Source organism: Panacagrimonas perspica (assembly GCF_004364935.1).
Classification (GTDB): Bacteria; Pseudomonadota; Gammaproteobacteria; order Nevskiales; family Nevskiaceae; genus Panacagrimonas; species Panacagrimonas perspica.
In genome coordinates this window covers 933,437-954,322 of the sequence record NZ_SOBT01000008.1, presented here as the reverse complement: position 1 = coordinate 954,322, position 20,886 = coordinate 933,437, and the positions used below count along the sequence as shown (strand labels likewise).

The 20,886-nt window shown below is 66.8% G+C and carries 19 protein-coding genes; 10 read left to right on the top strand and 9 right to left on the bottom strand.

Annotation, left to right across the window (positions count from 1 at the left end; all coding sequences use genetic code 11):
- The first annotated feature begins 76 nt into the window (after positions 1-76).
- Complete coding sequence (gene mutS, locus DFR24_RS04235) at positions 77-2,629, top strand: DNA mismatch repair protein MutS (RefSeq protein ID WP_210772460.1); 2,553 nt, start codon at positions 77-79, stop codon at positions 2,627-2,629.
- Between the two features lie 92 nt (positions 2,630-2,721).
- Here mutS and DFR24_RS04230 read toward each other — a convergent pair whose 3' ends face one another.
- The gene (locus tag DFR24_RS04230) at positions 2,722-2,949 is read right to left on the bottom strand and encodes a hypothetical protein (RefSeq protein ID WP_133880077.1); all 228 of its coding nucleotides are present in this window, start codon (positions 2,947-2,949) and stop codon (positions 2,722-2,724) included.
- A 169-nt stretch (positions 2,950-3,118) separates the two neighbouring features.
- Here DFR24_RS04230 and serA point away from each other — a divergent pair, with 169 nt between their 5' ends.
- The 5 genes from serA to dinB all read left to right on the top strand — a co-directional run bounded on the left by serA (position 3,119) and on the right by dinB (position 7,268).
- Positions 3,119-4,354 carry a phosphoglycerate dehydrogenase gene (serA, locus tag DFR24_RS04225; protein ID WP_133880076.1) on the top strand — a complete coding sequence of 412 codons (1,236 nt, stop codon included), beginning with the start codon at positions 3,119-3,121 and terminating at the stop codon, positions 4,352-4,354.
- Between the two features lie 22 nt (positions 4,355-4,376).
- Complete coding sequence (locus DFR24_RS04220; RefSeq protein ID WP_162851033.1) at positions 4,377-5,171, top strand: acyl-CoA thioesterase; 795 nt, start codon at positions 4,377-4,379, stop codon at positions 5,169-5,171.
- A gap of 121 nt (positions 5,172-5,292) precedes the next feature.
- On the top strand, positions 5,293-5,583 hold the full coding sequence (locus tag DFR24_RS25490) for a CsbD family protein (RefSeq protein WP_133880074.1): 291 nt from the start codon (positions 5,293-5,295) through the stop codon (positions 5,581-5,583).
- Between the two features lie 130 nt (positions 5,584-5,713).
- Entirely contained in the window at positions 5,714-6,070 is a 357-nt protein-coding gene (locus tag DFR24_RS04210) for a BON domain-containing protein (protein ID WP_133880073.1), read from the top strand.
- Between the two features lie 112 nt (positions 6,071-6,182).
- Positions 6,183-7,268 carry a DNA polymerase IV gene (gene dinB, locus DFR24_RS04205; protein ID WP_133880072.1) on the top strand — a complete coding sequence of 362 codons (1,086 nt, stop codon included), beginning with the start codon at positions 6,183-6,185 and terminating at the stop codon, positions 7,266-7,268.
- A 231-nt stretch (positions 7,269-7,499) separates the two neighbouring features.
- On the opposite strand, the gene DFR24_RS04200 is transcribed toward dinB, so the two are convergent.
- Complete coding sequence (locus tag DFR24_RS04200) at positions 7,500-8,027, bottom strand: MarR family winged helix-turn-helix transcriptional regulator (protein ID WP_133880071.1); 528 nt, start codon at positions 8,025-8,027, stop codon at positions 7,500-7,502.
- A 137-nt stretch (positions 8,028-8,164) separates the two neighbouring features.
- Here DFR24_RS04200 and DFR24_RS04195 point away from each other — a divergent pair, with 137 nt between their 5' ends.
- A complete protein-coding gene (locus DFR24_RS04195) occupies positions 8,165-9,478 on the top strand; it encodes an OmpP1/FadL family transporter (RefSeq protein ID WP_162851032.1) in 1,314 nt (437 codons plus the stop codon).
- Positions 9,479-9,633: 155 nt separating this feature from the next.
- Here DFR24_RS04195 and DFR24_RS04190 read toward each other — a convergent pair whose 3' ends face one another.
- The 5 genes from DFR24_RS04190 to DFR24_RS04170 all read right to left on the bottom strand — a co-directional run bounded on the left by DFR24_RS04190 (position 9,634) and on the right by DFR24_RS04170 (position 15,802).
- A complete protein-coding gene (locus tag DFR24_RS04190) occupies positions 9,634-10,716 on the bottom strand; it encodes an acyl-CoA dehydrogenase family protein (RefSeq protein ID WP_133880069.1) in 1,083 nt (360 codons plus the stop codon).
- Between the two features lie 5 nt (positions 10,717-10,721).
- Positions 10,722-11,978, bottom strand: coding sequence for an acyl-CoA dehydrogenase family protein (locus DFR24_RS04185; RefSeq protein ID WP_162851031.1), 1,257 nt, complete (start codon positions 11,976-11,978; stop codon positions 10,722-10,724).
- 379 nt (positions 11,979-12,357) lie between these two features.
- The gene (locus DFR24_RS04180; protein ID WP_133880067.1) at positions 12,358-13,008 is read right to left on the bottom strand and encodes a response regulator transcription factor; all 651 of its coding nucleotides are present in this window, start codon (positions 13,006-13,008) and stop codon (positions 12,358-12,360) included.
- Positions 13,005-14,282 carry a sensor histidine kinase gene (locus tag DFR24_RS04175; protein ID WP_133880066.1) on the bottom strand — a complete coding sequence of 426 codons (1,278 nt, stop codon included), beginning with the start codon at positions 14,280-14,282 and terminating at the stop codon, positions 13,005-13,007. The genes DFR24_RS04180 and DFR24_RS04175 overlap by 4 nt, the downstream gene beginning before the upstream one ends.
- A 128-nt stretch (positions 14,283-14,410) precedes the next feature.
- Complete coding sequence (locus tag DFR24_RS04170) at positions 14,411-15,802, bottom strand: FAD-dependent oxidoreductase (protein ID WP_133880065.1); 1,392 nt, start codon at positions 15,800-15,802, stop codon at positions 14,411-14,413.
- 406 nt (positions 15,803-16,208) lie between these two features.
- Between DFR24_RS04170 and DFR24_RS24345 the strand changes: the two genes are divergently transcribed.
- The 3 genes from DFR24_RS24345 to DFR24_RS04155 all read left to right on the top strand — a co-directional run bounded on the left by DFR24_RS24345 (position 16,209) and on the right by DFR24_RS04155 (position 19,052).
- A complete protein-coding gene (locus DFR24_RS24345) occupies positions 16,209-16,628 on the top strand; it encodes an MAPEG family protein (protein WP_162851030.1) in 420 nt (139 codons plus the stop codon).
- A 98-nt stretch (positions 16,629-16,726) separates the two neighbouring features.
- Complete coding sequence (locus DFR24_RS04160; protein ID WP_133880063.1) at positions 16,727-18,430, top strand: proline--tRNA ligase; 1,704 nt, start codon at positions 16,727-16,729, stop codon at positions 18,428-18,430.
- A gap of 34 nt (positions 18,431-18,464) precedes the next feature.
- Complete coding sequence (locus tag DFR24_RS04155) at positions 18,465-19,052, top strand: lytic transglycosylase domain-containing protein (RefSeq protein WP_246051510.1); 588 nt, start codon at positions 18,465-18,467, stop codon at positions 19,050-19,052.
- A 105-nt stretch (positions 19,053-19,157) separates the two neighbouring features.
- Here DFR24_RS04155 and DFR24_RS04150 read toward each other — a convergent pair whose 3' ends face one another.
- Together DFR24_RS04150 and DFR24_RS04145 are read right to left on the bottom strand one after the other, a co-directional pair.
- Positions 19,158-19,946, bottom strand: coding sequence for a LysM peptidoglycan-binding domain-containing protein (locus tag DFR24_RS04150; RefSeq protein WP_133880062.1), 789 nt, complete (start codon positions 19,944-19,946; stop codon positions 19,158-19,160).
- 130 nt (positions 19,947-20,076) lie between these two features.
- Positions 20,077-20,841 (bottom strand): hypothetical protein, encoded by a 765-nt coding sequence (locus tag DFR24_RS04145; RefSeq protein ID WP_133880061.1) that lies wholly within the window; start codon positions 20,839-20,841, stop codon positions 20,077-20,079.
- Between the last annotated feature and the right edge of the window lie 45 nt (positions 20,842-20,886).

Below are 20,886 nucleotides of genomic sequence, written 5' to 3'. Positions count from 1 at the left end.
CGCCACCGGAGGCCGACTCCGGCCGGCTTGCCGGTAAGATTCGCGCTCCCGCGACGTCCCTCGATCTGCCTTTCGTATGTCGGCACCCTCCGCCGCGCACACCCCGATGATGCAGCAGTACTTGGCGCTCAAGGCCCAGGTCCCGGGGCTGTTGCTGCTGTTCCGCATGGGCGACTTCTACGAGGTCTTCCACGACGACGCGCGCAAGGCGGCACGGCTGCTCAACATCACGCTGACCAAGCGCGGCGAGTCGGGCGGCGCCCCGGTGGTGATGGCCGGCGTGCCCTACCACCAGCTCGACACCTACCTCGCGCGCCTGATCCGGCTGGGCGAATCGGCGGCCATCGCCGAGCAGGTCGGCGAAGTCGGCGTCGACAAGGGTCCGGTGCGCCGCGAGATCGTGCGCATCGTCACGCCGGGTACTGCGACCGACGAGGTGCTGCTCGACCCGCGCCGCGCCAGTGTCCTGGCTGCTGCTTGTGCGCTCGGCGATCGCTACGGCCTGGCCTGGCTGGAGCTGTCGTCCGGGCGCTTCGCCGTCAGCGAGACCGCCTCGCCGCGCGACTTCGCCGCCGAGCTGTCGCGCGTGGCGCCCAGCGAGATGCTGATCGCCGAGGACGCCGGGCTTCCGGTCGGCGAGTTGTCCCGCACCACGCGCCCGGCCTGGCAGTTCGATCCGGCCTCCGCACAGCGCCTGCTCTGCACCCAGTTCGGCACGCCCAACCTGCGCGGCTTCGGCTGCGAGGGACTCACGGCGGCCATCGGTGCGGCCGGTGCGCTGCTGCAGTACGTGCAGGAAACGCAGAAGGCGCAGCTCGCCCACATCGCCGGCCTGCGCGTCGAGGCGCCGGAAGATACGCTGATCCTGGATCCGGCGACGCGCCGCAATCTCGAGATCGACCGCACGCTGGCCGGCGAAACCGAACACACGCTGCTGGCGGTGCTGGACGACTGCGCCACGCCGATGGGCTCGCGCGCGCTGAGCCGCGCGCTGCTGCGTCCGATCCGGGATCGCGAGGAACTGGTGGCGCGCTACGACGCCATCGACGCGCTGATGCTCGACGGTGCTAGCGCCGCGCTGCGCAAGCCGCTGCGCAACGTCTCCGATCTCGAACGCATCCTGGCGCGCGTGGCATTGCGCAGCGCCCGGCCGCGCGATCTCACCGGCCTGCGCGACACGCTCGCGGCCCTGCCCGGCCTGCGTGCCCAGCTGGCGCGCATCGACGGCGCCCGCATCGCGCAGCTGCACGATCGGCTCGGCCAGCACGACGAACTCGCCGAACTGCTGGCCGGCGCGCTGGCCGATGCGCCGCCGCTGACCGCGCGGGACGGCGGCGTGTTCCGAGAAGGCTACGACGCGACGCTCGACGATCTGCGCAAGCTGTCCACGAACGCCGACGGCTTCCTGCTGGAACTCGAAGCTCGCGAGCGGGCCCGCTCCGGCATCGAATCCCTGAAGGTCGGCTACAACCGCGTGCACGGCTTCTACATCGAGATCGGCAAGACGCACACGGCCAAGGTTCCCGCGGAGTACACGCGCCGCCAGACGCTGACCAACTACGAGCGCTACATCACCGAGGAGCTCAAGCGCTTCGAGGACCAGGTGCTGTCGGCCAAGGACCGGGCACTGGCGCGCGAGAAGGAGTTGTACGAGGGCCTGCTGGATCGGCTGCTCACCCAGCTCGGCGCGCTGCAATCGGCCGCGCAGGCGCTGGCCGATCTCGATGTGCTGGCCAACCTCGCCGACGCGGCGCAGCGGCTGAATCTATCGCGACCGCAACTCGATGGCGGGACCGGCATCGACATCCGCGCCGGCCGCCACCTCGTGGTCGAGCGCCAGTCCGATGCGCCGTTCGTCCCCAATGATCTGCAGCTCGACGCCGATCGCCGCCTGCTGGTGATCACCGGCCCGAACATGGGCGGCAAGTCCACGTACATGCGACAGGTCGCGCTGATCGTGCTGATGGCGCACGCCGGCAGTTTCGTGCCGGCGGATGCGGCGCGGATCGGCCCGGTCGACCGCATCTTCACGCGCATCGGTTCACGCGACGATCTCGCGTCGGGGCAGTCGACCTTCATGGTCGAGATGACCGAGACCGCCAACATCCTGCACAACGCCACGGCGTCGTCGCTGGTGCTGATGGACGAGATCGGCCGAGGCACCTCGACCTATGACGGCCTGTCGCTGGCGCGCGCCTGTGCCGAGCACCTCGCGCGCCAGACGCGCGCGCTGACCTTGTTCGCCACGCACTATTTCGAGCTGACTCGCCTGGCCGACGCGGTACCGGGCGTGGCCAACATCCACCTGGACGCCGCCGAGTACGGCGAGCGCCTGGTCTTCCTGCACACGGTCAAGGAAGGCCCGGCGAACCGGAGCTACGGCTTGCAGGTCGCGGCCCTCGCTGGCGTGCCGGCCTCGGTCGTGTCCGCCGCGCGCACCTATCTGGCGGAACTGGAACGCACGCCACAACCGGCACAGGCAACGCCCGTGGCCGAAGCCAAGCCGCAGATGTCGCTGTTCGAAGCCCCGCCCTCGCCGGCACTGCGACTGCTCGACTCGATCGATCCGGATGCACTGAGCCCGCGCGATGCGCTTGACTGGCTCTACCGGCTCAAGCGCGAACGCTGAGGGGCGATCTGGGGCGTGAAACGGAAGAACCGCCGGAAGCCCCGGCGGTTCCTGGGTGGCGCGGGCCTGCGCGGCCCGCGCCGTACGGCCAGTTACTTGTTCTCCCCCTGGACGGCGTCCTTGACGCCTTCGGCGGCGTTGTCGACGGCATCCTTGGCGTCCTCGCCCGCGTCCTTCATCTTCTCGTGGTCGCGCGAGTTGGTCGCGTCGCCGATGGCGTCCGTCACCTTCTCGGTCGCGCTCTCGTCCTTCTTCTGGCAGGCGGAAACGGCGAGACCGAGACTGAGTACGGCCAGCAAAGCGGCGTTACGAATATTCATGGTTACTCTCCTTGGAACGGCATCGTATGGCCCGGCAACTGACATCACGCTTACATCACCGGGGATGACGAACCCTAGGCAGGAAAGCTGAACACGTGCTGATCACGGGGCATCCCCTATGGCATAGTCCGCGCCCCCAAAAACGCCGGCTCGCGCCTCCTTTACAGCCATGAACAAGAATTCGTTCCCCCGCGGCGATATCCGGGTCCTGCTGCTGGAAGGCGTCAGCCAGACCGCGGTCAAGAGTTTCAGGGCGGCGGGCTACACGCAGATCGAGTTCCACGAGAAGTCGCTGCCCGAAGCGCAGCTCGCCGAACGCGTGGCAGAGGCGCACATCGTCGGCATCCGCTCGCGCAGCAACCTCACGGCCGAGATGTTCCAGAACTCGCGCCGCCTGATGGCCGTGGGCTGCTTCTGCATCGGCACCAACCAGGTCGCGCTCAACGCGGCCCAGGCGCGCGGCATCCCGGTGTTCAACGCGCCGTACTCGAATACGCGCAGCGTCGCCGAGCTGGTCCTGGCCGAGGCGATCCTGCTGATGCGCCGGATCCCCGAGAAGAACATGGAGTGCCATCGCGGCGGCTGGTCGAAGTCGGCGGCGGGCAGCTACGAGGTACGCGGCAAGACGCTGGGCATCGTCGGCTACGGCCACATCGGCACGCAGATCGGCGTGCTCGCCGAGAGCCTGGGCATGCGCGTGATCTTCCACGACGTCGAGACCAAGCTCGCGCTCGGCAATGCCAGCCCGGCGGCGAATCTGTCCGACCTGCTGGAGCGCTCGGATATCGTCTCGATGCACGTGCCCGAAACGCCCTCGACCAAGAACATGATCGGCGCCGAGGAATTCTCGCGCATGAAGAAAGGCGCCGTTTTCATCAACGCGTCGCGCGGAACGGTCGTCGACATCCCCGCGCTCGCCGCTGCACTCAAGAGCAAGCACATCGCCGGTGCGGCGGTGGACGTCTTTCCGGTGGAGCCCAAGGGCAACGACGACAAGTTCGTGTCCGAGCTCGTCGGCATGGACAACGTCATCCTGACGCCGCACGTCGGCGGCAGCACGCTCGAGGCGCAGGAGAACATCGGCATCGAGGTGGCGGCCAAGCTGCTGCGTTACAGCGACAACGGCTCGACGCTCTCCGCCGTGAATTTTCCGGAAGTCTCGCTGCCGGAACACACCGGCAGCCGGCGCCTGCTGCACATCCACGAGAACCGCCCGGGTGTGCTCACGCAGATCAACAACGTGTTCTCGGAAACCGGCGTCAACATCGATGCCCAATACCTGCAGACGGCCGGCCAGGTCGGCTACGTCGTGATCGACGTCGATGCCACCGAGGACCAGGGCCGCGTGTTGCGCGATCGCCTCGCGGCCATCGCCGGCACGCTGCGGACGCGTCTGCTCAACTGATGGCTTTTGCGGCCCGTTTCGCATGCTGCTGACCGAACTGGTTGCTTCGCTGCGTATCGATGGTAATGCGCACGTCCTCGACGATGTGCCGCAGGACTGGACGCAGGGCCGCACGCTGTTCGGCGGCTTGCAGGCCGCACTGCTGGTTCACGCGATGCGCTCGCGAGTGGAGCCCGGCCTGCCGCTGAGAACCCTGCAGACGACCTTCGTCGGCCCTGTCTTCGCAGGGCGGCTGGTCATTCGATGCAGCGTGTTGCGCGTGGGCAAGTCGGCTGTGCATGTCGAAGGGCGCATCCTCGACGGCGACCAGGTGCTCTGCACGGCGCTGGCTGTCTTCGGTCGCGCGCGCGAGTCGACGCTGGTCATCACGCCGCCGCATCCGGTGGTTCCGCTCGATGCGGAACACTCGAAGCCGATGCCCTGGGCCGGCGATGCCCCGCCCAAATTCACGCAGCACGTCGAGCAGCGCTGGGCTTCCGGCGCGTTCCCGTTCTGTGGCGGCGCCGAACCGCGTACGCAGATCTACGTGCGATACAAGAACGAACCTGAAGTCGACGAGTCGCTGGTCATCGCGATGGCGGACACGATTCCCTCGCCGGCGATCTCGATGCTTCATTCGTTCGCTCCCGCGAGTTCGCTGAGCTGGACGCTGGAATTGCTGAGCGATCACTGGCCGCGCAGCGGCAGCGACTTTTGGCTGGTGGATGCCGAGGCCACCGCGGCGCGCGACGGTTATGCGTTCCAGACCGCGACGATGTGGAGTGCGGACGGCCAGGCCATCGCGCTATCCCGCCAGAGCGCCGTCGTTTTCGGCTGAAAACGCCGCTTTGCGGTGTGCATGGAGCCGCTGCGTTCCGCACGTTAACCGCAAGTTCATCGCTTCTTTCCAGGATGAATTCGTGACAAACCGTCACGTCTGACATCCCAGGAGAACGCACATGAACAGCACCACCCTGAAGGGTCAGCTGAAACAGTTAACCGGCAAGGCCAAGCAGGAATGGGCCGAGCTCACCCAGGACGATTGGCTACGCATCGAAGGCGATTTCGATCGCCTGGCTGGCTCCATCGAAGAGCGCTACGGCGTCGCACGCGAAGCCGCCGAGGAGCAGATCCGCAGCTTCATGACGCGAATCGAAGCGGAGAACAAGCCGAAGAAGAGAGCGCGCCCAATGCCGCGCCGCTCGATCTCGGACGTCACCGCTCGCGAACGCGCGGCGGCGGGTTTGTAGCTATTCGCCTCTTCCGGGCATGCCGCATGCGGCGCTCGGAGCGGAATCGAAATCGACCCGACTCGATCGCAACAATCGTCGCCCGTTAGCGCCTTCGCGCGCCGGTCGGCTCATCCAGGAGATTGACCCCATGAAATACACCTCTACCCGCAAGACGCTGTTTGCCGCTGCCCTTCTCGGCCTCACCTGTGCCACGCCGATGGCGTTCGCAGAAGGCGCAACGGCCGGCGCGAAGATCGAGACCGCCGCCGACAAGACTGGCGAATACCTGTCCGATTCCGCGCTGACGGCCAAGGTCAAGACCGCACTGGTCGCCGAGAAGAACCTGAAGTCGCTCGGCATCAATGTGGAATCGACCGATGGCGTCGTGACGCTGTCCGGCAAGGTGCCGAACGAGGCGTCCATCGAACAGGCGGGTGCCGCGACCAAGGCGGTCGTCGGCGTCAAGGACGTTCACAACAAGCTCGAGCTGAAGACGAAGTCGTAAGCAGTTCGAGCTGCGCCCAAGGCCCGCCGGGAATACCCGGCGGGCTTTTTGTTGGGGTGCGCCTATCATTCGCACACCCTTCCCTGCGCCGGCCACCCCGCACGACGGGACCATGCGAAAGATCATCCATGTGGACATGGACGCGTTCTATGCGTCGGTCGAACAGCGCGACGATCCTTCGCTGCGCGGACGGCCCGTCGTCGTGGCCTGGCGTGGCAATCGTTCCGTGGTCTGCGCCGCGTCGTACGAGGCGCGCAAGTTCGGAATCCGATCGGCGATGCCAGCTGTGCGTGCCGAACGATTGTGCCCGGACGCGGTGTTCGTGCCGCCCGACTTCACGCGCTACCGCGCCGTGTCCCGCGCGGTCCGGGAAATCTTCCTGCGCCATACCGAGCACGTCGAACCGTTGTCGCTCGACGAGGCCTATCTCGATGTCACCGAGAACCTGACGGGCCTGCCCAGCGCCACCGCCGTGGCGCAGACGATCCGCGCCGAGATCCGCGAAGAGTTGCAGTTGACGGCGTCTGCCGGCGTGGCGCCCAACAAGTTTCTCGCGAAGCTCGCCTCGGACTGGAAGAAGCCAGACGGCCTCTTCGTGATCCGCCCCGAGCAGGCGCAGGCGCTGATCGCGCCGCTGCCGGTGGGCCGCGTGCCGGGCGTGGGTCAGGTGATGGAAAGGCGTCTGGCCACGCTGGGATTGGTGCGCATCGGCGACCTCGCGGTCGCGGAGCCGGACCAGTTGCATCGCCACTTCGGACGCTACGGCAAGCGCCTGCACGAACTGGCGCACGGCATCGACGAAAACCCGGTGAGCAGCGATCGCGCGCGCATCTCCGTCTCCGCCGAAGACACGTTCGAGAACGACCTGCCGCTGTCCGAACTCGAGCCCCACATCCGTCGCATGGCGGCGCGCACTTGGCAGGCTGCGCGCAAGATGGATCGTGCCGCCCGCACCGTTGTCCTGAAGCTGAAGACCTCCGAGTTCCGCATCCTCACGCGCAGCATCACGCTGACGACCGCCGCGGACTCCGAGCAGACGCTGGCCGACCGCGCCGTCGGCCTGCTGGCGCGCGTGGAGCTTCCCGACTCGGTTCGTTATCGACTGGTCGGCGTGGGTCTGTCCGGCTTCGAGGCACCGAGCGAAGCGCCGTTGCAGCCAGGGCTCTTCTCGGAACAGGACGCGTCGCCGGAGGACTGAGACGGGCTGGCGCCGCAAGCGAGCCCGGGCCTGCGGGTCACCCGGGCAACGTTCCTCGCGATCGGCGCGTGCCAGTCCTTTGCAGTCTGTTGCGTTCGCGAGCAGACAGACTCATAGCGGACGTCGATGGCACCAGTGGTTTTTTCTTGCCTGCTCAGTGCATGCAGCTGAAGTTGCGCGAGCGGCTGATGGATCCTTGCCTCAGCGCTATTGCCCTCAGCGTGGAAACAGCTATCCGCCGCCCGCGATCAGCGTCTCGGCGGAGTCCATCGATGAAATCACTTCGCGCAAGATTCGCTGAAGCGAAGCGCAGTCATCCCGACTCAGTGTCCGGAAGGTGGCGTTGAAGTAGGGTCCGAGTTGCGAAGAGTATGTCTTCACCAACTCTCGTCCCGCCGGCGTGGCGATCGCTCGCCTGCGCCGGGCGTCACGCTTGTCCGAGCCGATACGGATCAGTTTTTCCTTCTCGAGCACGAAAAGAATCCGCGTCATGTTCGCGTTGGCTTGGCCAACCTGATGGCATAGCACCGATGGCGTCGAGCCGGCTTGTCCGCTCGCAACGACAACAACGAGGGTATGCCAAGAACTCTCCGTCAATCCCGACGGACGCAGAACAGGATCCGTAATCGCTGAAATCCCTTGGCTCGCGACGCGTATCAAACGCATCAGCATGATGTGCTCTGCGTCGAGCCCTGGCAGGCCCTCGCTCCAGCCGCGGGCGCTGGCGTCAACTGCGTTGAGACGGTCTCGGGTTTTCATGCGGCTTGAAGAGTTACTACATCAATGTAATATCAGCGTACCTGCAGTCTATGCGGATCGGACTGCAGTCCTTGCACCAGACGTTGCGTTCACGCCATGCCCGGTGCCGCCCATCAGACTGCCCGAAGCCCCAGCCCATGAACAAGGTATGCAAGACAACCTTGAGTTGGCGAACAAGAGCGTTGACCGCTGCGTTTCGACTCATCGCCCTGGTTATCGTGGCCACCGCGACTTCAAGCGCGCAAGCGTCTCTTGGGATCTTCGAACATGGTCCAGGCATCAAATCGCAGGGGGCTGGCGGTGTCAGCTTCGCGTTCGGAGAGGATGCCAATCCAATCTCTTCGAACCCCGCCCTGACTGCGGTACTGGGGAATCGGAACGACGTCGGCATCAGCATCTTCCTGCCCGAACCGCAGATGCGATATCGAGGCAACAGCCTGGGACCGGACGAGCGTTTCGATTCCGATGGTCAGGATGTGTATCCCATCCCACAAGGGGGATTGATCCGCCAACTCACTCCAACGGTCTCCATGGGCTTGTCGCTATACACGGCGGGTCTGGGGCCCGATTACACCAGCAGCCCATTTGTCCGATTTGGCAGCGCGCCTCGAACGACCGTCACTTTGGTCTCGACCGCGACGGCGTGGACGCTCGCCTGGAAGCCGACACCGTCCCAGGCGGTAGGTGTCTCGATCAATCCCGGTTACCAGATGCTCCGGGCGACAGGCTTGGATTTTCTGAGCGGAAATACGCCTGAGACCCGCGTGTCGGTAAAGCCTGACCGCATCACTGACAGGGGATTCGACGGGTCACTCAGCATGGGCGCTGCAATCGGTTGGCAAGGGAGCGTTACTTCGTCGCTCAGCGCCGGGCTCTCGTACCGGACCAAGACCTGGACTCAACGACATCGCGATTACCGGGGATTGCTTCCGGATGGAGGGAGTCTGGAGCTTCCGGCCATCTGGGGTGGGGGTCTGGCATGGACGCCCACCCCGGCCCTGACGCTGGCGTTCGACTACCAGCGTTTCGAATTCGCTGGAGAACGGGGATTCGGCAACCGGATCGGCAAGCTTTCGGACGGCAATCTCCTCGGCAGCAAAAACGGGCCTGGATTCGGGCTCAGGGACACGTCTGCCTACAAGTTCGGCGCGATCTGGCGGGCGGCGACGGCCCTGACGCTTCGCGCGGGCTACATTCACTCGACCCGCACGACACGAGAGACCGAGACGTTGTTCGATAGCTTGAGCCCCTGCAACACCACGGAGCACTACACCGCCGGGGCCACGTGGAACTTTGGTCGCTGGGACCTCTCCGGCTTCGCGGCCTATTTCCCGGGTGAAACCATACGAGGTCGAAACTCGGTGGCGCCGAGCTTTGGCGGCGGCGAAGTGGACACCTCCTACCGCGGCCAATCCTACGGAATCTCGATAGGTTGGGGATTCGGCCAGTGAGCCTTCGCCGCGGTGTTCGGACGTCCGTGTGCGCTATGGATAGGTAGCGCCGATCGAGCCGAGGCCGTCACAGAGGCGAGCAGCTTCGCTCCGCGATGGCAGACGCCCAAGAAAGACTGCTCCTGGCATACACCCGCCGATCACCTCGGTTGCGATCAGGCCGCGGCCAATCTCTCCAGCGCCGCTTCTTCGGACCCATGCAGGCCGTCCAGCATCAGCGCGCGACGGTAGTAGTGACTGACGCGAGTCTCCTGCGTCACGCCCATGCCGCCGTGCATCTGCACGGCCTCGCGCGTGACCTGCCGCAGGGCGCGCGAAGCCTGGGCACGCAGCACCAGCAGACGGCGTTCGAGGCCGGGCGCGTTGGCGTCGAAGGCTTCCGCCGTGCTCTCCAGCAGCGCGTCGGTCTCGCGCTCGAGCAGGTGCATCTCGACCAAGCGGTGTTGCAGCACCTGGAAATCCAGCAGCGGTCGCCCGAACTGGCGCCGCTCGCGCAGGTAGGCGGACGTGTCGCGATTGGCACCGCGCATGATGCCCACCGCTTCTGCCGCGCCGAGGATGGCGTCCCAGGCTTCTGCGCGCGCGGCGTGATCGCCTGCGCACAGATACTCCGCACGAACCCCAGTCAGCTTCAGGTCGGACAGGCCATGGCCGTCGATCGACGACGCATCGCCGCGCTCGAGACCGGCGGCGTCGCGGGCCACCAGGAAGTACCCCGGTCGTCGGGTCTGGGCATCGACGGCGAGCACGATGATCGCGGCGCAGGAAGCGACATCCATCACGGCGATCTTGTGGCCATCCAGCACGTGGCCGCCCGCGTCGCCGCGCGCGACCGTGGTGATGCCGATGCGATGCCATCCGTCGTCGGCCTCGCGCGCCGCGTAGGCCAGCGGCGCGCTCGCCGAGATCAGGCCCTCCACCAGGGATTCCCGTTGCGCGGTCGCATCGGTGCGTGCCGCGATCACGGCCGGCGCGCCCAGCACGCAGGCCAGCGGTTCACGCCACGCGCCTTCACCAGCAGCGCGAAAAACGGGCAGCAGCCGCACGACCGATGAGGCTGCGGGCTCGTCGTCGGCTTCTCCCCGAAGCAGCTCGAACCAGCCCATGTCCGCCATCTCGGAGAGCAATCCCGTGCCCGTCGTTTCGCGCGACCGCGCGACGAGTTGCGCCGGTGAATAGCGCTCGCGGTTGAAGCGCGCCAGGGAATCCTCGAACAGCCGCAGCAGATCGGTATCCATCACTCTCAAACCTGGAGCAGCGCCTTGGCGATGATGCCGCGCTGAATTTCATTGCTGCCGCCGTAGATGCTGGTCAGGCGGCTGTGCAGGTGATCGAAGATCAGGCCGGGGATGTGCGCCCCACCCCGGCTTCCGCCGTCGATGTCGCCGAACAGCGCCGTGGACTGGTACGCCAGGCCGCTGCGCTCGATCAGTTCGATCACGGCGTCGAGGATCTCCTGCTGCAGTTCGGAGCCACGGATCTTCAGCAGCGAGGGATCGACCGGATGATGGCGTCCCTCGTCGGCCGCGATGGCAGCCGCGTAGACGGTGGCGCGAAGCGCCTGATAGCGGACTTCGAGCTGCGCGGCGCGGCGCCGGAACGACGGGCTCTGCGAAACCGGCTTGCCGCCATCGCATACTTTCGCGGCCAGCGCGTGCAGCTCGTGCAGGAACCGGTGCGCGCGACCGATCTCGGTGACCAGCAGTCGCTCGCGTTCGACGATGAAGCGGGCCATCGCCCAGCCCTGCCCCTCGGTGCCGACGAGATTCTCGGCCGGCACGAACACATCCTCGAGGAAGACCTCGTTCACGTGATGGCAGGCATCGTAGGTTTCGATGGGCCGCACGGTGACGCCAGGGCTTTTCAGATCGATCAGCAGCATCGAGATGCCGTCGCTGCGGCGCTGCGTCTGCTCGGTACGCACCAGGCAGAACATCATGTCCGCCCACTGCGCCATCGTCGTCCAGGTCTTCTGGCCGTTGACGCGATAGCCGCCGGCCTCGCGGACGGCGCGCGTCGCCAGCGAGCCCAGATCCGATCCGGCGCCCGGCTCGGAGAAACCCTGCGCCCACCAAGTGTCCGAGTTGATGACGCCGGGCAGATAGTGCTGCTGCTGTTCGGGCGAACCGAACTCGATCAGCACCGGGCCGATGAACGAGACACCGAAGTGCGCGATCCACGGCGTGCCCGCGCGCTCCAGTTCCTCGATCAGGATCAAGCGTTGCAGGTGTCCCCAGTCCTGCCCTCCATGAGCCCGCGGCCAGTGCGCCGTGAACCAGCCTGTATCGGCGAGCAGGCGCTGCCAGCGCACGCGCTGCTCGCGGTCGAAGTACTGGTTCTTGCTCGCCATCGCCGCGATGTCCGCCGGCATGCATTCGCGGCAGAAACGGCGCACCTCCTGCCGGAAGGCGCTGGCATCGAATGAGGCGGCCGCAGCCGCGCGCTCTACGGCCGGATCATCGATCTTCTCGCCGTGATCCAGTCTGTCGTCGATCTCCAACCCGCTCGCCCCCACCGCTGCTCCCCCTTGTTCCGGGTGCCGATTGTCCGGGTGCGCGCCCCTCGGGGACATCACGCGATCAGGGCAGCGCCGTCACCCGGTCGGGTGAACCTCACGGATTTCGCGGATGAACGCCGCTCGGGACTCGTAGCCCGGACGAAGCCCGGGGTTCCCCTCGCGCTCGGAGCGCAACCCCGGGCTTCGCCCGGGCTACGGGTGGCGCGCACTTCGTCGTTTTTGTCCTCCCCGGCCGATACCACCGATGGGCGAACCGGATCCATGACAGAACCTTTGCGTCCTTTCTTTTCCCTTTGCGCCTTTGCGGTTCAATTCCATCTACGGGGCGAACGCCCAGCACGGCGGATACGGGACCGCGCGCTCACCCGATCAGCTGCTGGCGCAGCGCGATGGCCACCGCGTGCGCGCGATCGGACGCACCGAGCTTTTCGTAGATGCGGCGCAGATGGGACTTCACGGTGTCCTCGGCCAGCAGCAGCGACTTGGCGATCATCTTGTTGCTCTGTCCGTCGGCCAGCGCTTCGAGGATGTGCATCTCGCGCACCGACAGCGTTCCACGATCACCGGCCACGCGCGCTTCCTGGATCAGGCGCTTGACCAGCGGCATCGTGACTTCGGCCTGCAGGTAACCACCGCCGCCGGCCACCGATCTCACCGCACGCAGCAGGTCCGCACGCGAAGCGCTCTTCAGCAGGTAGCCCGACGCACCGGCGTTCATCGTGCTCCACACGTAGGCCGGGTTGTCGTACATCGTGAAGACCAGGATCTTCGTCTGCGGATGCGATTGCGCGATCTGCGCGATGGCGCTGCTGCCGCTCTGGCCCGGCATCTTCAGATCGATGACGACGACGTCGGGATACGGCAGCAGCGTTTCCATTTCGCCGATGCCGGACTTCGCGTCACCGGCCTGGCCGACGACGCGAAGATCGTCCTGTCCATCGAGCATGTCGGCGATGGCCTGGCGCAGGACGTGGTGATCGTCGATCAGGTAGACGCCGATGGGACGCGTCATGACGAGGCCTTCGCCAGCAGCACCCGGATGCGCGTGCCGTCCCGTCCGGGTTCGCTGTCGATGAGCAGTTCGCCGCCCGCTCCCGCCGCCCGCTCGCGCATGGTCATGATCCCGTAGTGCCCCACCGGAATATTGTGCGGGTCGAACCCGGTGCCGTCGTCGGCGACGATCAGCTCCACGTGCGTTGCGCCGTCGGCGAGCGTGACCTCCACGTTCGACGCACCCGCATGCTTCTGCACGTTCAGCAGGGCTTCCTTGAGCAGCCGGAACAGCATGGCGTCGTTCGGCGAACGCCAGTGCTTCAAGGCCGGATCGAACCAGCAGACCAGCCGATAGGACGTCGTCTCGGCATGCCGGGCCAGGAACTCGCTGGCGGCCTCGAAGAAGCCGAGCTCGTCGAGCACGGTCGGGCGCAGCTCGTTCATGATCGAACGCACGTCCTGCGTGCAGTCGCCGACGCGGGACGACAGCACGCCCAGACGTTCATCGAGCTGCCCCTGCGTCAGCGGGCCGTCCATGCAGTGCTCGATGCCGCGCCGCAGAAGAAACAGGTGACTGCTCATGCGGTCGTGCAGCTCCGCCGAGATGTTCTGGCGCTCCTCCTCCTGCACCTGCGCGAACCGTCGCACGAAGGCCTGGTAGCGCTCACCGGACTCCCGCAGCGTGCGCGCATGCGCCATGACCAGATCCGAGCGCTGGCGCGCCCACGCCGCGACCACCACGCCCAGGCACGCCGCGAACAGCAGCAGGAACAACGTCGATCCCAGCTCCGACAGCGCCGGGCCTTCGCCGGCACCGCTGTAGAGCGGCTCGACGAAGAACAGCAGCAGCGCGAGCAGCGCGTTGAACAGCGCCTGGCCGATGGCTTCGACGACGCCGAAGCGGATGGCCACGGACATCAGCGTGAAGTACAGGAACGGAAAGAACACCGACTCGATGCCGCCGGTCACCAGGCAGATCGAGGCGCCGAGCAGAGGATCCAGGAATGTCGTGATCGCGGCCGTCCGGCGGATGTTCGTGGAGCGGCCGACCGCCACGTGGGTCCAGGCCGCCGCGGCCGCGCAGACCAGGTACGCGATCCAGACCGGGCTCGGCCCCAGTTCGTAGCCGCGTCCGACGAGGACGAAGAACCATCCGAAGATGCCGAGGTTGCGCAGCCAGCGGACATCCTTCTCCGCCTCGTGCAGGCGGGCATCGTCCTGCGCGATCTCGGCCGGATCCCGCCGATCGCGTCCGAAAGCCTGCTGCACGAAGTTCAGCCCTGTCTTCAGCATCGGGTTCTCGTCGCGGCGATGTCGCAAGGGATTATCGGCCAGCCCGGACGGGGTCCCGTCGTCCCGTAGCCCGGGTGAAACCCGGGATTGCGCTCCGTATGCGAGGGGAATCCCGGGTTTCACCCGGGCTACTGGGAGCCGCAAGCAGGCGCCTGCGCCAACGGCGCTCTACGCGTCCCGGCCAGGGCTTTCCACAGCAATCCCGGCCGGAGCAAGGACGTCGGCGCCTTCTGCAGATTCATCACGTCGAGAAACGCGCGCGCAGCCTGCGGGTCGTGCCAGGTGAGCTCGGTGAAACGATGCAGGTAGCGCGCGAGCAGCGGCGCATGCCAGGCCCTCTGCTTCGCGGTGCCCAGAACGCCGTAGTCCTCGGCGGTCGACGTCATCCAGCATTCGTCGATGAATCGGCCGTAAGTGCGGTGGAATCGCAGCGAAAGCCCGGACAGATCCGCCTTCCCGCGCTCGCGTCGCTGCTGGTCCAGGCAGGCGTCGAGCAGGCTCGCGCCGATGGCGCCCTGCGACATGCCCTGCGCATAGATCGGATTGAGCGAGGTGTTGGCGTCGCCCACGACCACCAGCCCGTCCGGCAGGCGTGTCATTCGCTCGTAGTGACGCCGCAGGTTCGACGGAAAGCGCCAGCGCCAGACGCGCTCGAGCGGCTCGGCATCCACGATCGCGCGGTGGAGATCCGGCGCTGGCAGACCTCGCGCCCATTCCAGGAAGCTCTCGGGATTGCCGCCGGGCTGGTCGCCATTCCAGCCGACCAGGGTCACGATCCAGCGGCCGCCTTCGAGCGGCATCAGCGCCGCGGTCCGCGTCGCCGGCGGGCTCGAGTGGATCAGCATGCCCTTCCAGTCGCGCGAGCCCGGGCCGGGCCGGAAGATCTGCGACGAGTACCCGATGTCCACCGGCAGTTCGGTGATCGCCGGCCGGGGCAAGCCGAGCTGTTCGAGGAACAGCGGCGTGTTCGAGCTGCGCCCGCTCGCATCGATGACCAGATCCGCCTCGATCTCGCTGCCGTCGGCCAGGCGCACGCCGCCGACGCGCGCCCCGCGCATCAGCAGCCCCGACACCGAGCTCCCGGGACGGAAGCTCACGCTGGGCCAGCGCAGCAGCCGCTGGCGCGCGTACCACTCCAGGTATCCCTTGCTCTGGCACTGCATCCGCACGCCGCTGGGGAATCGCTGCTTCCAGCCGCCCGAGTGGTGCCAGACGATGTCGTTGCCCAGGTCCACCTCGACGGCGCCCGCCGCGACCATGTCGGACGTCAGACCGGGGAAGTAGTGGTTCAGCACGTTCTGGCCGCCGGTGAGCAGCGAGTGGACGTGGCGCCCCTGCGGCACTCCCCGGCGCCAGACCGGCTCGTCCGGCAACTGGTCGCGTTCCAGGTTGGTGACCGTGCGGAAATGCCGGGCCGCAGCGGCCGTCGCCACCAGCCCGGTCGTGCTCGCGCCGATCACGACGGCGTGCCCGCCGCCGAAGCCGCCCAGGCGCCGGTCTTCCGGTATCGCGTGTTTCATCGATGTCGTTCCTGGCGGTGGTTTGCGGATTGGGGCGAGGCCGTGACCGGAACAGTAAGAGCGCGCGCCTGCTCCCGGAATCACCAGGATGCGTCTGCCACCGCGCCCATTCGGGTGCACGGGGGCATTCCGCCGTCAGCCCGGCAGCAGGGTCTGGCACCGAGGGTGTCCCAGATCGAAAAACTTTCAACGCAAAGGCGCAGAGGTCGCAGAGCAGGAACGGTTTCGCCGTCCAGCACTTTGCGACCTCTGCGCCGCAGTTTCCCTTTCCTCGAATTCAAAGCCGAGGTACTCCTCGGGGCTCCGATGGGATGACCCCGGAAGTAATGGCCCTTCCCCCACCTCGCCAGCGCATAATCAGCCGGCGCCCTCGCGGCGCGACATCACAACAACTGGGGGGAGAGAAATGACGGGTATCGAAGCGCTGATGTACTACGTGCTGTGGATGATCGTGGTGCTGCTGATGTATGTCGGACACCGCGTTCCGCTGATGCTGATCGGCAAGAAGCCGGGCAATTACTGGACCCGTGGCAACGTCACCGACGACCTTCCGTTCTTCGTCCGTGCCCAGCACGCGCACGCCAACCTGGTCGAGAACGTCGCGCTGTTCGCCGCCGTCGTGCTCGCCGCCGCCGCCCTGGGCCGCAACGGGGTCGTCGACGGTCTGGCCTGCTGGGTCCTGTACGCGCGCATCGGTCAGACCGTGGTCCACCTGATCGGCACCAACACCCTGTTGGTGCTGGTACGCGCCACGCTGTTCGTGGTCCAGATCGGAATCATTGCCTACATGGCCTTCCAGCTCACGCAGCCGGTCGTCGCCGCCTGAGGTCAGCGGTCCCGACCGCCCCCTGCGCCGCAAGGCACAGGGGGCGGTTTCGTTTGGGCGGCTACAATCCGCAACTCCTTCTTCGATCTTCCGTCGCAATGCGCCTGTCCCGCTTTCCGCTGTCCACGACCAAGGAAACCCCGGCCGACGCCGAAGTGGTTTCGCACCAGCTGCTGCTGCGCGCCGGCTTCATCCGCAAGCTCGGCGCCGGCCTCTACACCTGGATGCCGATGGGCCTGCGCGTGCTGCGCCGCATCGAGACCATCGTGCGCGAGGAGATGGACCGCGCCGGCGCCGCCGAGCTGCTGATGCCCTCGATCCAGCCTGCGGAGCTGTGGCAGGAATCCGGTCGCTGGAAGCTGATGGGCGCCGAGATGCTGCGCATCAAGGACCGCCACCAGAACGACTACTGCTACGGCCCGACGCACGAGGAAGTGATCGTCCACCACGCCAAGCAGGACGTGCGCAGCTACCGCCAGCTGCCGTTCAACTGGTACCAGGTGCAGACCAAGTTCCGCGACGAACGCCGCCCGCGCTTCGGCCTGATGCGCGCGCGCGAGTTCCTGATGAAGGACGCGTACTCGTTCCACATGGACGCGGCCGATCTCGACCGCGAGTACCAGAACATGCGCGTCGCCTACGCCAAGGTCTTCGAGCGCATCGGCGCGGACTTCCGCATCGTGCAGGCCGACAGCGGCAACATCGGCGGCGCCAAGTCCGAGGAATTCCACATCCTCGCCGGCTCCGGCGAAGACCTGCTGGCGGTGTCCACCGTCGGCAGCTACGCCGCCAACATGGAAGCCGCCGCCTGCCCGCCGTCGGGCAAGCCGCGTCCTGCCGCGTCGCAGGCGCTGGAGCAGGTCTCCACGCCGGGCCAGAAGACCTGCGAGCAGGTCTCGAAATTCCTGTCGGTGGCACTGACCGCGAAGGTGAAACTGCTGGTGGCCAAGGGCCGCGAAGGCGGCCTGGTGGCCATCGCGCTGCGCGGTGATCACGAGCTCAACGAGGTCAAGGCCGCCAAGCATCCGCTGATCGCCAGCCCGTTCGAGATGGCGAAGATCGAGGACGTGCAGGCCGCGTTCGGGTGCGAGGTCGGATATCTGGGGCCGGTGAAATGCCCCGTGCCGGTGATCGCGGATCACGCGGCGCTCGAGATCGCGGACTTCGTCTGCGGCGCCAACGTCAACGACCATCACCTGAAGGGCGTGAACTGGGGCCGCGACTGCGACGTCGCCCCCGGCTACGACCTGCGCAAGATCTGCGAGGGCGATGCCAGCCCCGACGGCCAGGGCGAGATCAAGTTCTACCGCGGCATCGAGGGCGGCCACATCTTCCAGCTCGGCCGCAAGTACACCGAGGCGATGTCGTTCACCGTGCTCGACGAACAGGGCAAGGCCGTCACGCCGGAAATGGGCTGCTACGGCATCGGCGTGTCGCGCCTCGCCGCGGCCGTCATCGAGCAGCGCCACGACAAGGACGGCATGCGCTGGCCCGACGCCATCGCGCCGTTCCGCGTGCTGATCTGCCCGATCGGCACCGACAAGTCGGAGCGCGTGAAGGCCGTCGCCGAACAGCTCTACGCCGACCTGCTCGCCGCCGGCGTCGATGCGCTGCTCGACGATCGCGGGCTGCGTCCCGGTCCGATGTTCGCGGACGCCGACCTCGTCGGTATCCCGCATCGCGTCGTCATCGGCGAGAAGGGCCTGGCGGCGAACCAGTACGAGTACAAGAAGCGCGGCGCCGAGAAGGCCGACATGATCGACGCCAGCGTCGCCGCGGTGCTCGAGCGCTTGAACGCCTGAGCCGACGCTTCCCGCCCATGGTTGCAGCCTGTCGATGAAACGCGCCGGGCTGCGATTCACCGGCATCGCGCTGCTGATGCTGGCGCTCGGTTTCCCGGGCGCCGGCCACGCCGGCCCGACCGGCGAGATGGAACCCGAGCTGCGCAAGCTGCTCGACCAAGCGATCCACGAATCCGAAAGCTTCGAGCACCGCTTCGATGCCGAGGTCTGGCTCACCGACATGTCGGGCCGCCTGCAGCGCTTCATCGAGGACGACAAGGAACGCCTCGAATTCCTGCGCATCCTGCACACCGAGGCGCAGCACGCGCGCATCCCGCCGGAACTGGCGCTCGCGGTGATAGAGGTCGAGAGCCGCTTCGATCGCTATGCCCTCTCCAGCGCCGGTGCGCAGGGCTACATGCAGATCATGCCGTTCTGGCTCAAGGAGATTGCCGGTCCGGAGGAGAACCTGTTCCATGCCAAGACCAACCTGCGCATGGGCTGCACGATCCTGCGGTTCTACCTCGACAAGGAACGCGGAAACCTCGTCGGTGCGCTGGCGCGATACAACGGCAGCTACGGCAAACCCGCGTATCCGAACCTGGTGCTGCGTGCGCTGAACCGGCGTTGGTATCGCGGGTGACCGTTGATTTGCGCGGATCACGGCAACGGCCAACGCAAAGGACGCAGAGAACAGCAACGGTGCCGTAAAGAACGAGCCCGGGTTTCACCCGGGCTACGCAGACGCTTACTCCGGCCCGGCTTCGCGGATCTCGCCGATGCTGGGCGTGATGCCCGGCATTTCACGACGCTTGCCGCGCGCGACATCCACGGCCTCGGCGATCGCGTTCACGTCCGGATGCGGACGCACCTTGAGCACCTGCCCGCGCCGCAAGCGATCCGGATTCGGAATGACGGCGACGTTGGCCTGCCAGATCAGCGGCCACAGCAGCGAGTTCGCATAGACCTCCGGACGTCCCGCGATGACCCACAGGCTGTCGCCCGAGCGCACGGTGTACGTCTTCATGCGCTTCTCCAGCTGCTGGTTGAGCGTACGCAGGCGGCCGTAGGCGAGCCGGCTGTTGCCGGTGACGAGGATCTCTTCGGCGGCGCGTAGCTGCAGCACCTGGCCGTCGTCGAGACCGGCGAAGCCGTACGAGCGCGCAAGCTCGGCGTTGGCGAGTCGCGCGTAGTGATCCGAAATCGCCTGCTCCGCGCGCGCCAGCGCTTCGTCGGAGGCCGCGAGCGAGGCATTCCAGTCTCCCGCTCCCAGCGAAGCCCGCGCGGCCGCGAGATCCACGTCGGCGCCGTTCCAGTTTCCGAGAAGCTGGCGCGTCTGGGTGGTGATGGCCTCGGCCTCATCGAGCCGCGTCCGTGCGCTGCGCTCCGCCACCGGTGCAGCAGCGCGCACCGGCGCAACCTGGGAGGGGAATTCAGGGGCGGCAGCTTCGCGCGTGCCCAGGCGATCCAGCCAGCCGCCACTCGCGCAGGACGTGCAGCCCAGGCAGATCACCCACAGAAAAAGCGCTCGCGACATGGGAACTCGAAGGATGTCGAATCGGGATCATCCGATACGACCGCCTTCGATGCATCCCTGCGCGAGCGCTTCGATCGACGAGCGCCACCTTCACGCCCGGCCGCGAACTGCGGACCGGGCGCCTGATGCCTTAGCGCATGCCGACTCGCATCGGCGCCGGCGGACCGACCTCGAGCACGCCGATCTCACGGCCCGAGCCCAGGCGATACGCGAAGCGGCCCGGCTGTTCGGCCACGAAGGTCAACAGCAAGGGCTGGCCCGCGGTCACCGGCGCGACGAGGTTGTAGCCGTCGACGCGAAGGGCCTCCGGGCTGTCCGAGTCGACGACCATCGTCACCTGGCTGCCGTGATCGACGACGATCGCGGCGGGGCCGTCGACCAGCCGACCGTTGCGCACCACCAGTTCGAACGTCGACGCCGGCGCCGCATTACCGGCCTGGCGCGTCGACGAACCCACGTACGGAACCGTTCCCGACTGGCTGGGCGTGACCATGACGTCGCGCGAGCGATCGTAGTAAGGCTGGGCGCTGCTCGCCGCGACCGGGCGCGAGTGGCCCTGATCGGCGGACGTCGCGACGACGGCCGAAGCCCTGCCGACGGCGCCGGGCGACGACTGCACGATGGCCGCGGAGGCATACGGCGCCGGGCGCGGCGGGGTGTAGTACGTGCCATACATTGGCTGACGTGCCGGCGTTGCGTAGGTCTGCGACGTGCCCGAACCCTGTACCGCGGTCGGCGACGAGACGCGCGGCGTCACCATCACGTCACGTACCGGATCGTAGTACGGCCTGCCGTAGTCATCCGCCATCGCGGCGGGAATGGCGGCAAGAGCGCCGGCAGCGATGGCGACACCGGCAATGGATTGACGGATACCCGAATAGGTTTTGGTGTTCATGCGACTCTCTCCTTTGACGACGCCCCCATCTCACTCCGGACAGGT

What these genes read in the sequence shown, in the direction of transcription:
- DFR24_RS04175 (WP_133880066.1), bottom strand. Translation starts at nt 14,282, where the DNA reads ATGCTGAAGACAGGGCTGAACTTCGTGCAGCAGGCTTTCGGACGCGAT.
- DFR24_RS25490 (WP_133880074.1), top strand. Translation starts at nt 5,293, where the DNA reads ATGAACAGCACCACCCTGAAGGGTCAGCTGAAACAGTTAACCGGCAAG.
- serA (WP_133880076.1), top strand. Translation starts at nt 3,119, where the DNA reads ATGAACAAGAATTCGTTCCCCCGCGGCGATATCCGGGTCCTGCTGCTG.
- DFR24_RS04170 (WP_133880065.1), bottom strand. Translation starts at nt 15,802, where the DNA reads ATGAAACACGCGATACCGGAAGACCGGCGCCTGGGCGGCTTCGGCGGC.
- DFR24_RS04195 (WP_162851032.1), top strand. Translation starts at nt 8,165, where the DNA reads ATGAACAAGGTATGCAAGACAACCTTGAGTTGGCGAACAAGAGCGTTG.
- DFR24_RS04190 (WP_133880069.1), bottom strand. Translation starts at nt 10,716, where the DNA reads ATGGATACCGATCTGCTGCGGCTGTTCGAGGATTCCCTGGCGCGCTTC.
- DFR24_RS04155 (WP_246051510.1), top strand. Translation starts at nt 18,465, where the DNA reads ATGAAACGCGCCGGGCTGCGATTCACCGGCATCGCGCTGCTGATGCTG.
- DFR24_RS04200 (WP_133880071.1), bottom strand. Translation starts at nt 8,027, where the DNA reads ATGAAAACCCGAGACCGTCTCAACGCAGTTGACGCCAGCGCCCGCGGC.
- DFR24_RS24345 (WP_162851030.1), top strand. Translation starts at nt 16,209, where the DNA reads ATGACGGGTATCGAAGCGCTGATGTACTACGTGCTGTGGATGATCGTG.
- dinB (WP_133880072.1), top strand. Translation starts at nt 6,183, where the DNA reads ATGCGAAAGATCATCCATGTGGACATGGACGCGTTCTATGCGTCGGTC.
- DFR24_RS04150 (WP_133880062.1), bottom strand. Translation starts at nt 19,946, where the DNA reads ATGTCGCGAGCGCTTTTTCTGTGGGTGATCTGCCTGGGCTGCACGTCC.
- DFR24_RS04180 (WP_133880067.1), bottom strand. Translation starts at nt 13,008, where the DNA reads ATGACGCGTCCCATCGGCGTCTACCTGATCGACGATCACCACGTCCTG.
- mutS (WP_210772460.1), top strand. Translation starts at nt 77, where the DNA reads ATGTCGGCACCCTCCGCCGCGCACACCCCGATGATGCAGCAGTACTTG.
- DFR24_RS04220 (WP_162851033.1), top strand. Translation starts at nt 4,377, where the DNA reads ATGCTGCTGACCGAACTGGTTGCTTCGCTGCGTATCGATGGTAATGCG.
- DFR24_RS04230 (WP_133880077.1), bottom strand. Translation starts at nt 2,949, where the DNA reads ATGAATATTCGTAACGCCGCTTTGCTGGCCGTACTCAGTCTCGGTCTC.
- DFR24_RS04160 (WP_133880063.1), top strand. Translation starts at nt 16,727, where the DNA reads ATGCGCCTGTCCCGCTTTCCGCTGTCCACGACCAAGGAAACCCCGGCC.
- DFR24_RS04210 (WP_133880073.1), top strand. Translation starts at nt 5,714, where the DNA reads ATGAAATACACCTCTACCCGCAAGACGCTGTTTGCCGCTGCCCTTCTC.
- DFR24_RS04145 (WP_133880061.1), bottom strand. Translation starts at nt 20,841, where the DNA reads ATGAACACCAAAACCTATTCGGGTATCCGTCAATCCATTGCCGGTGTC.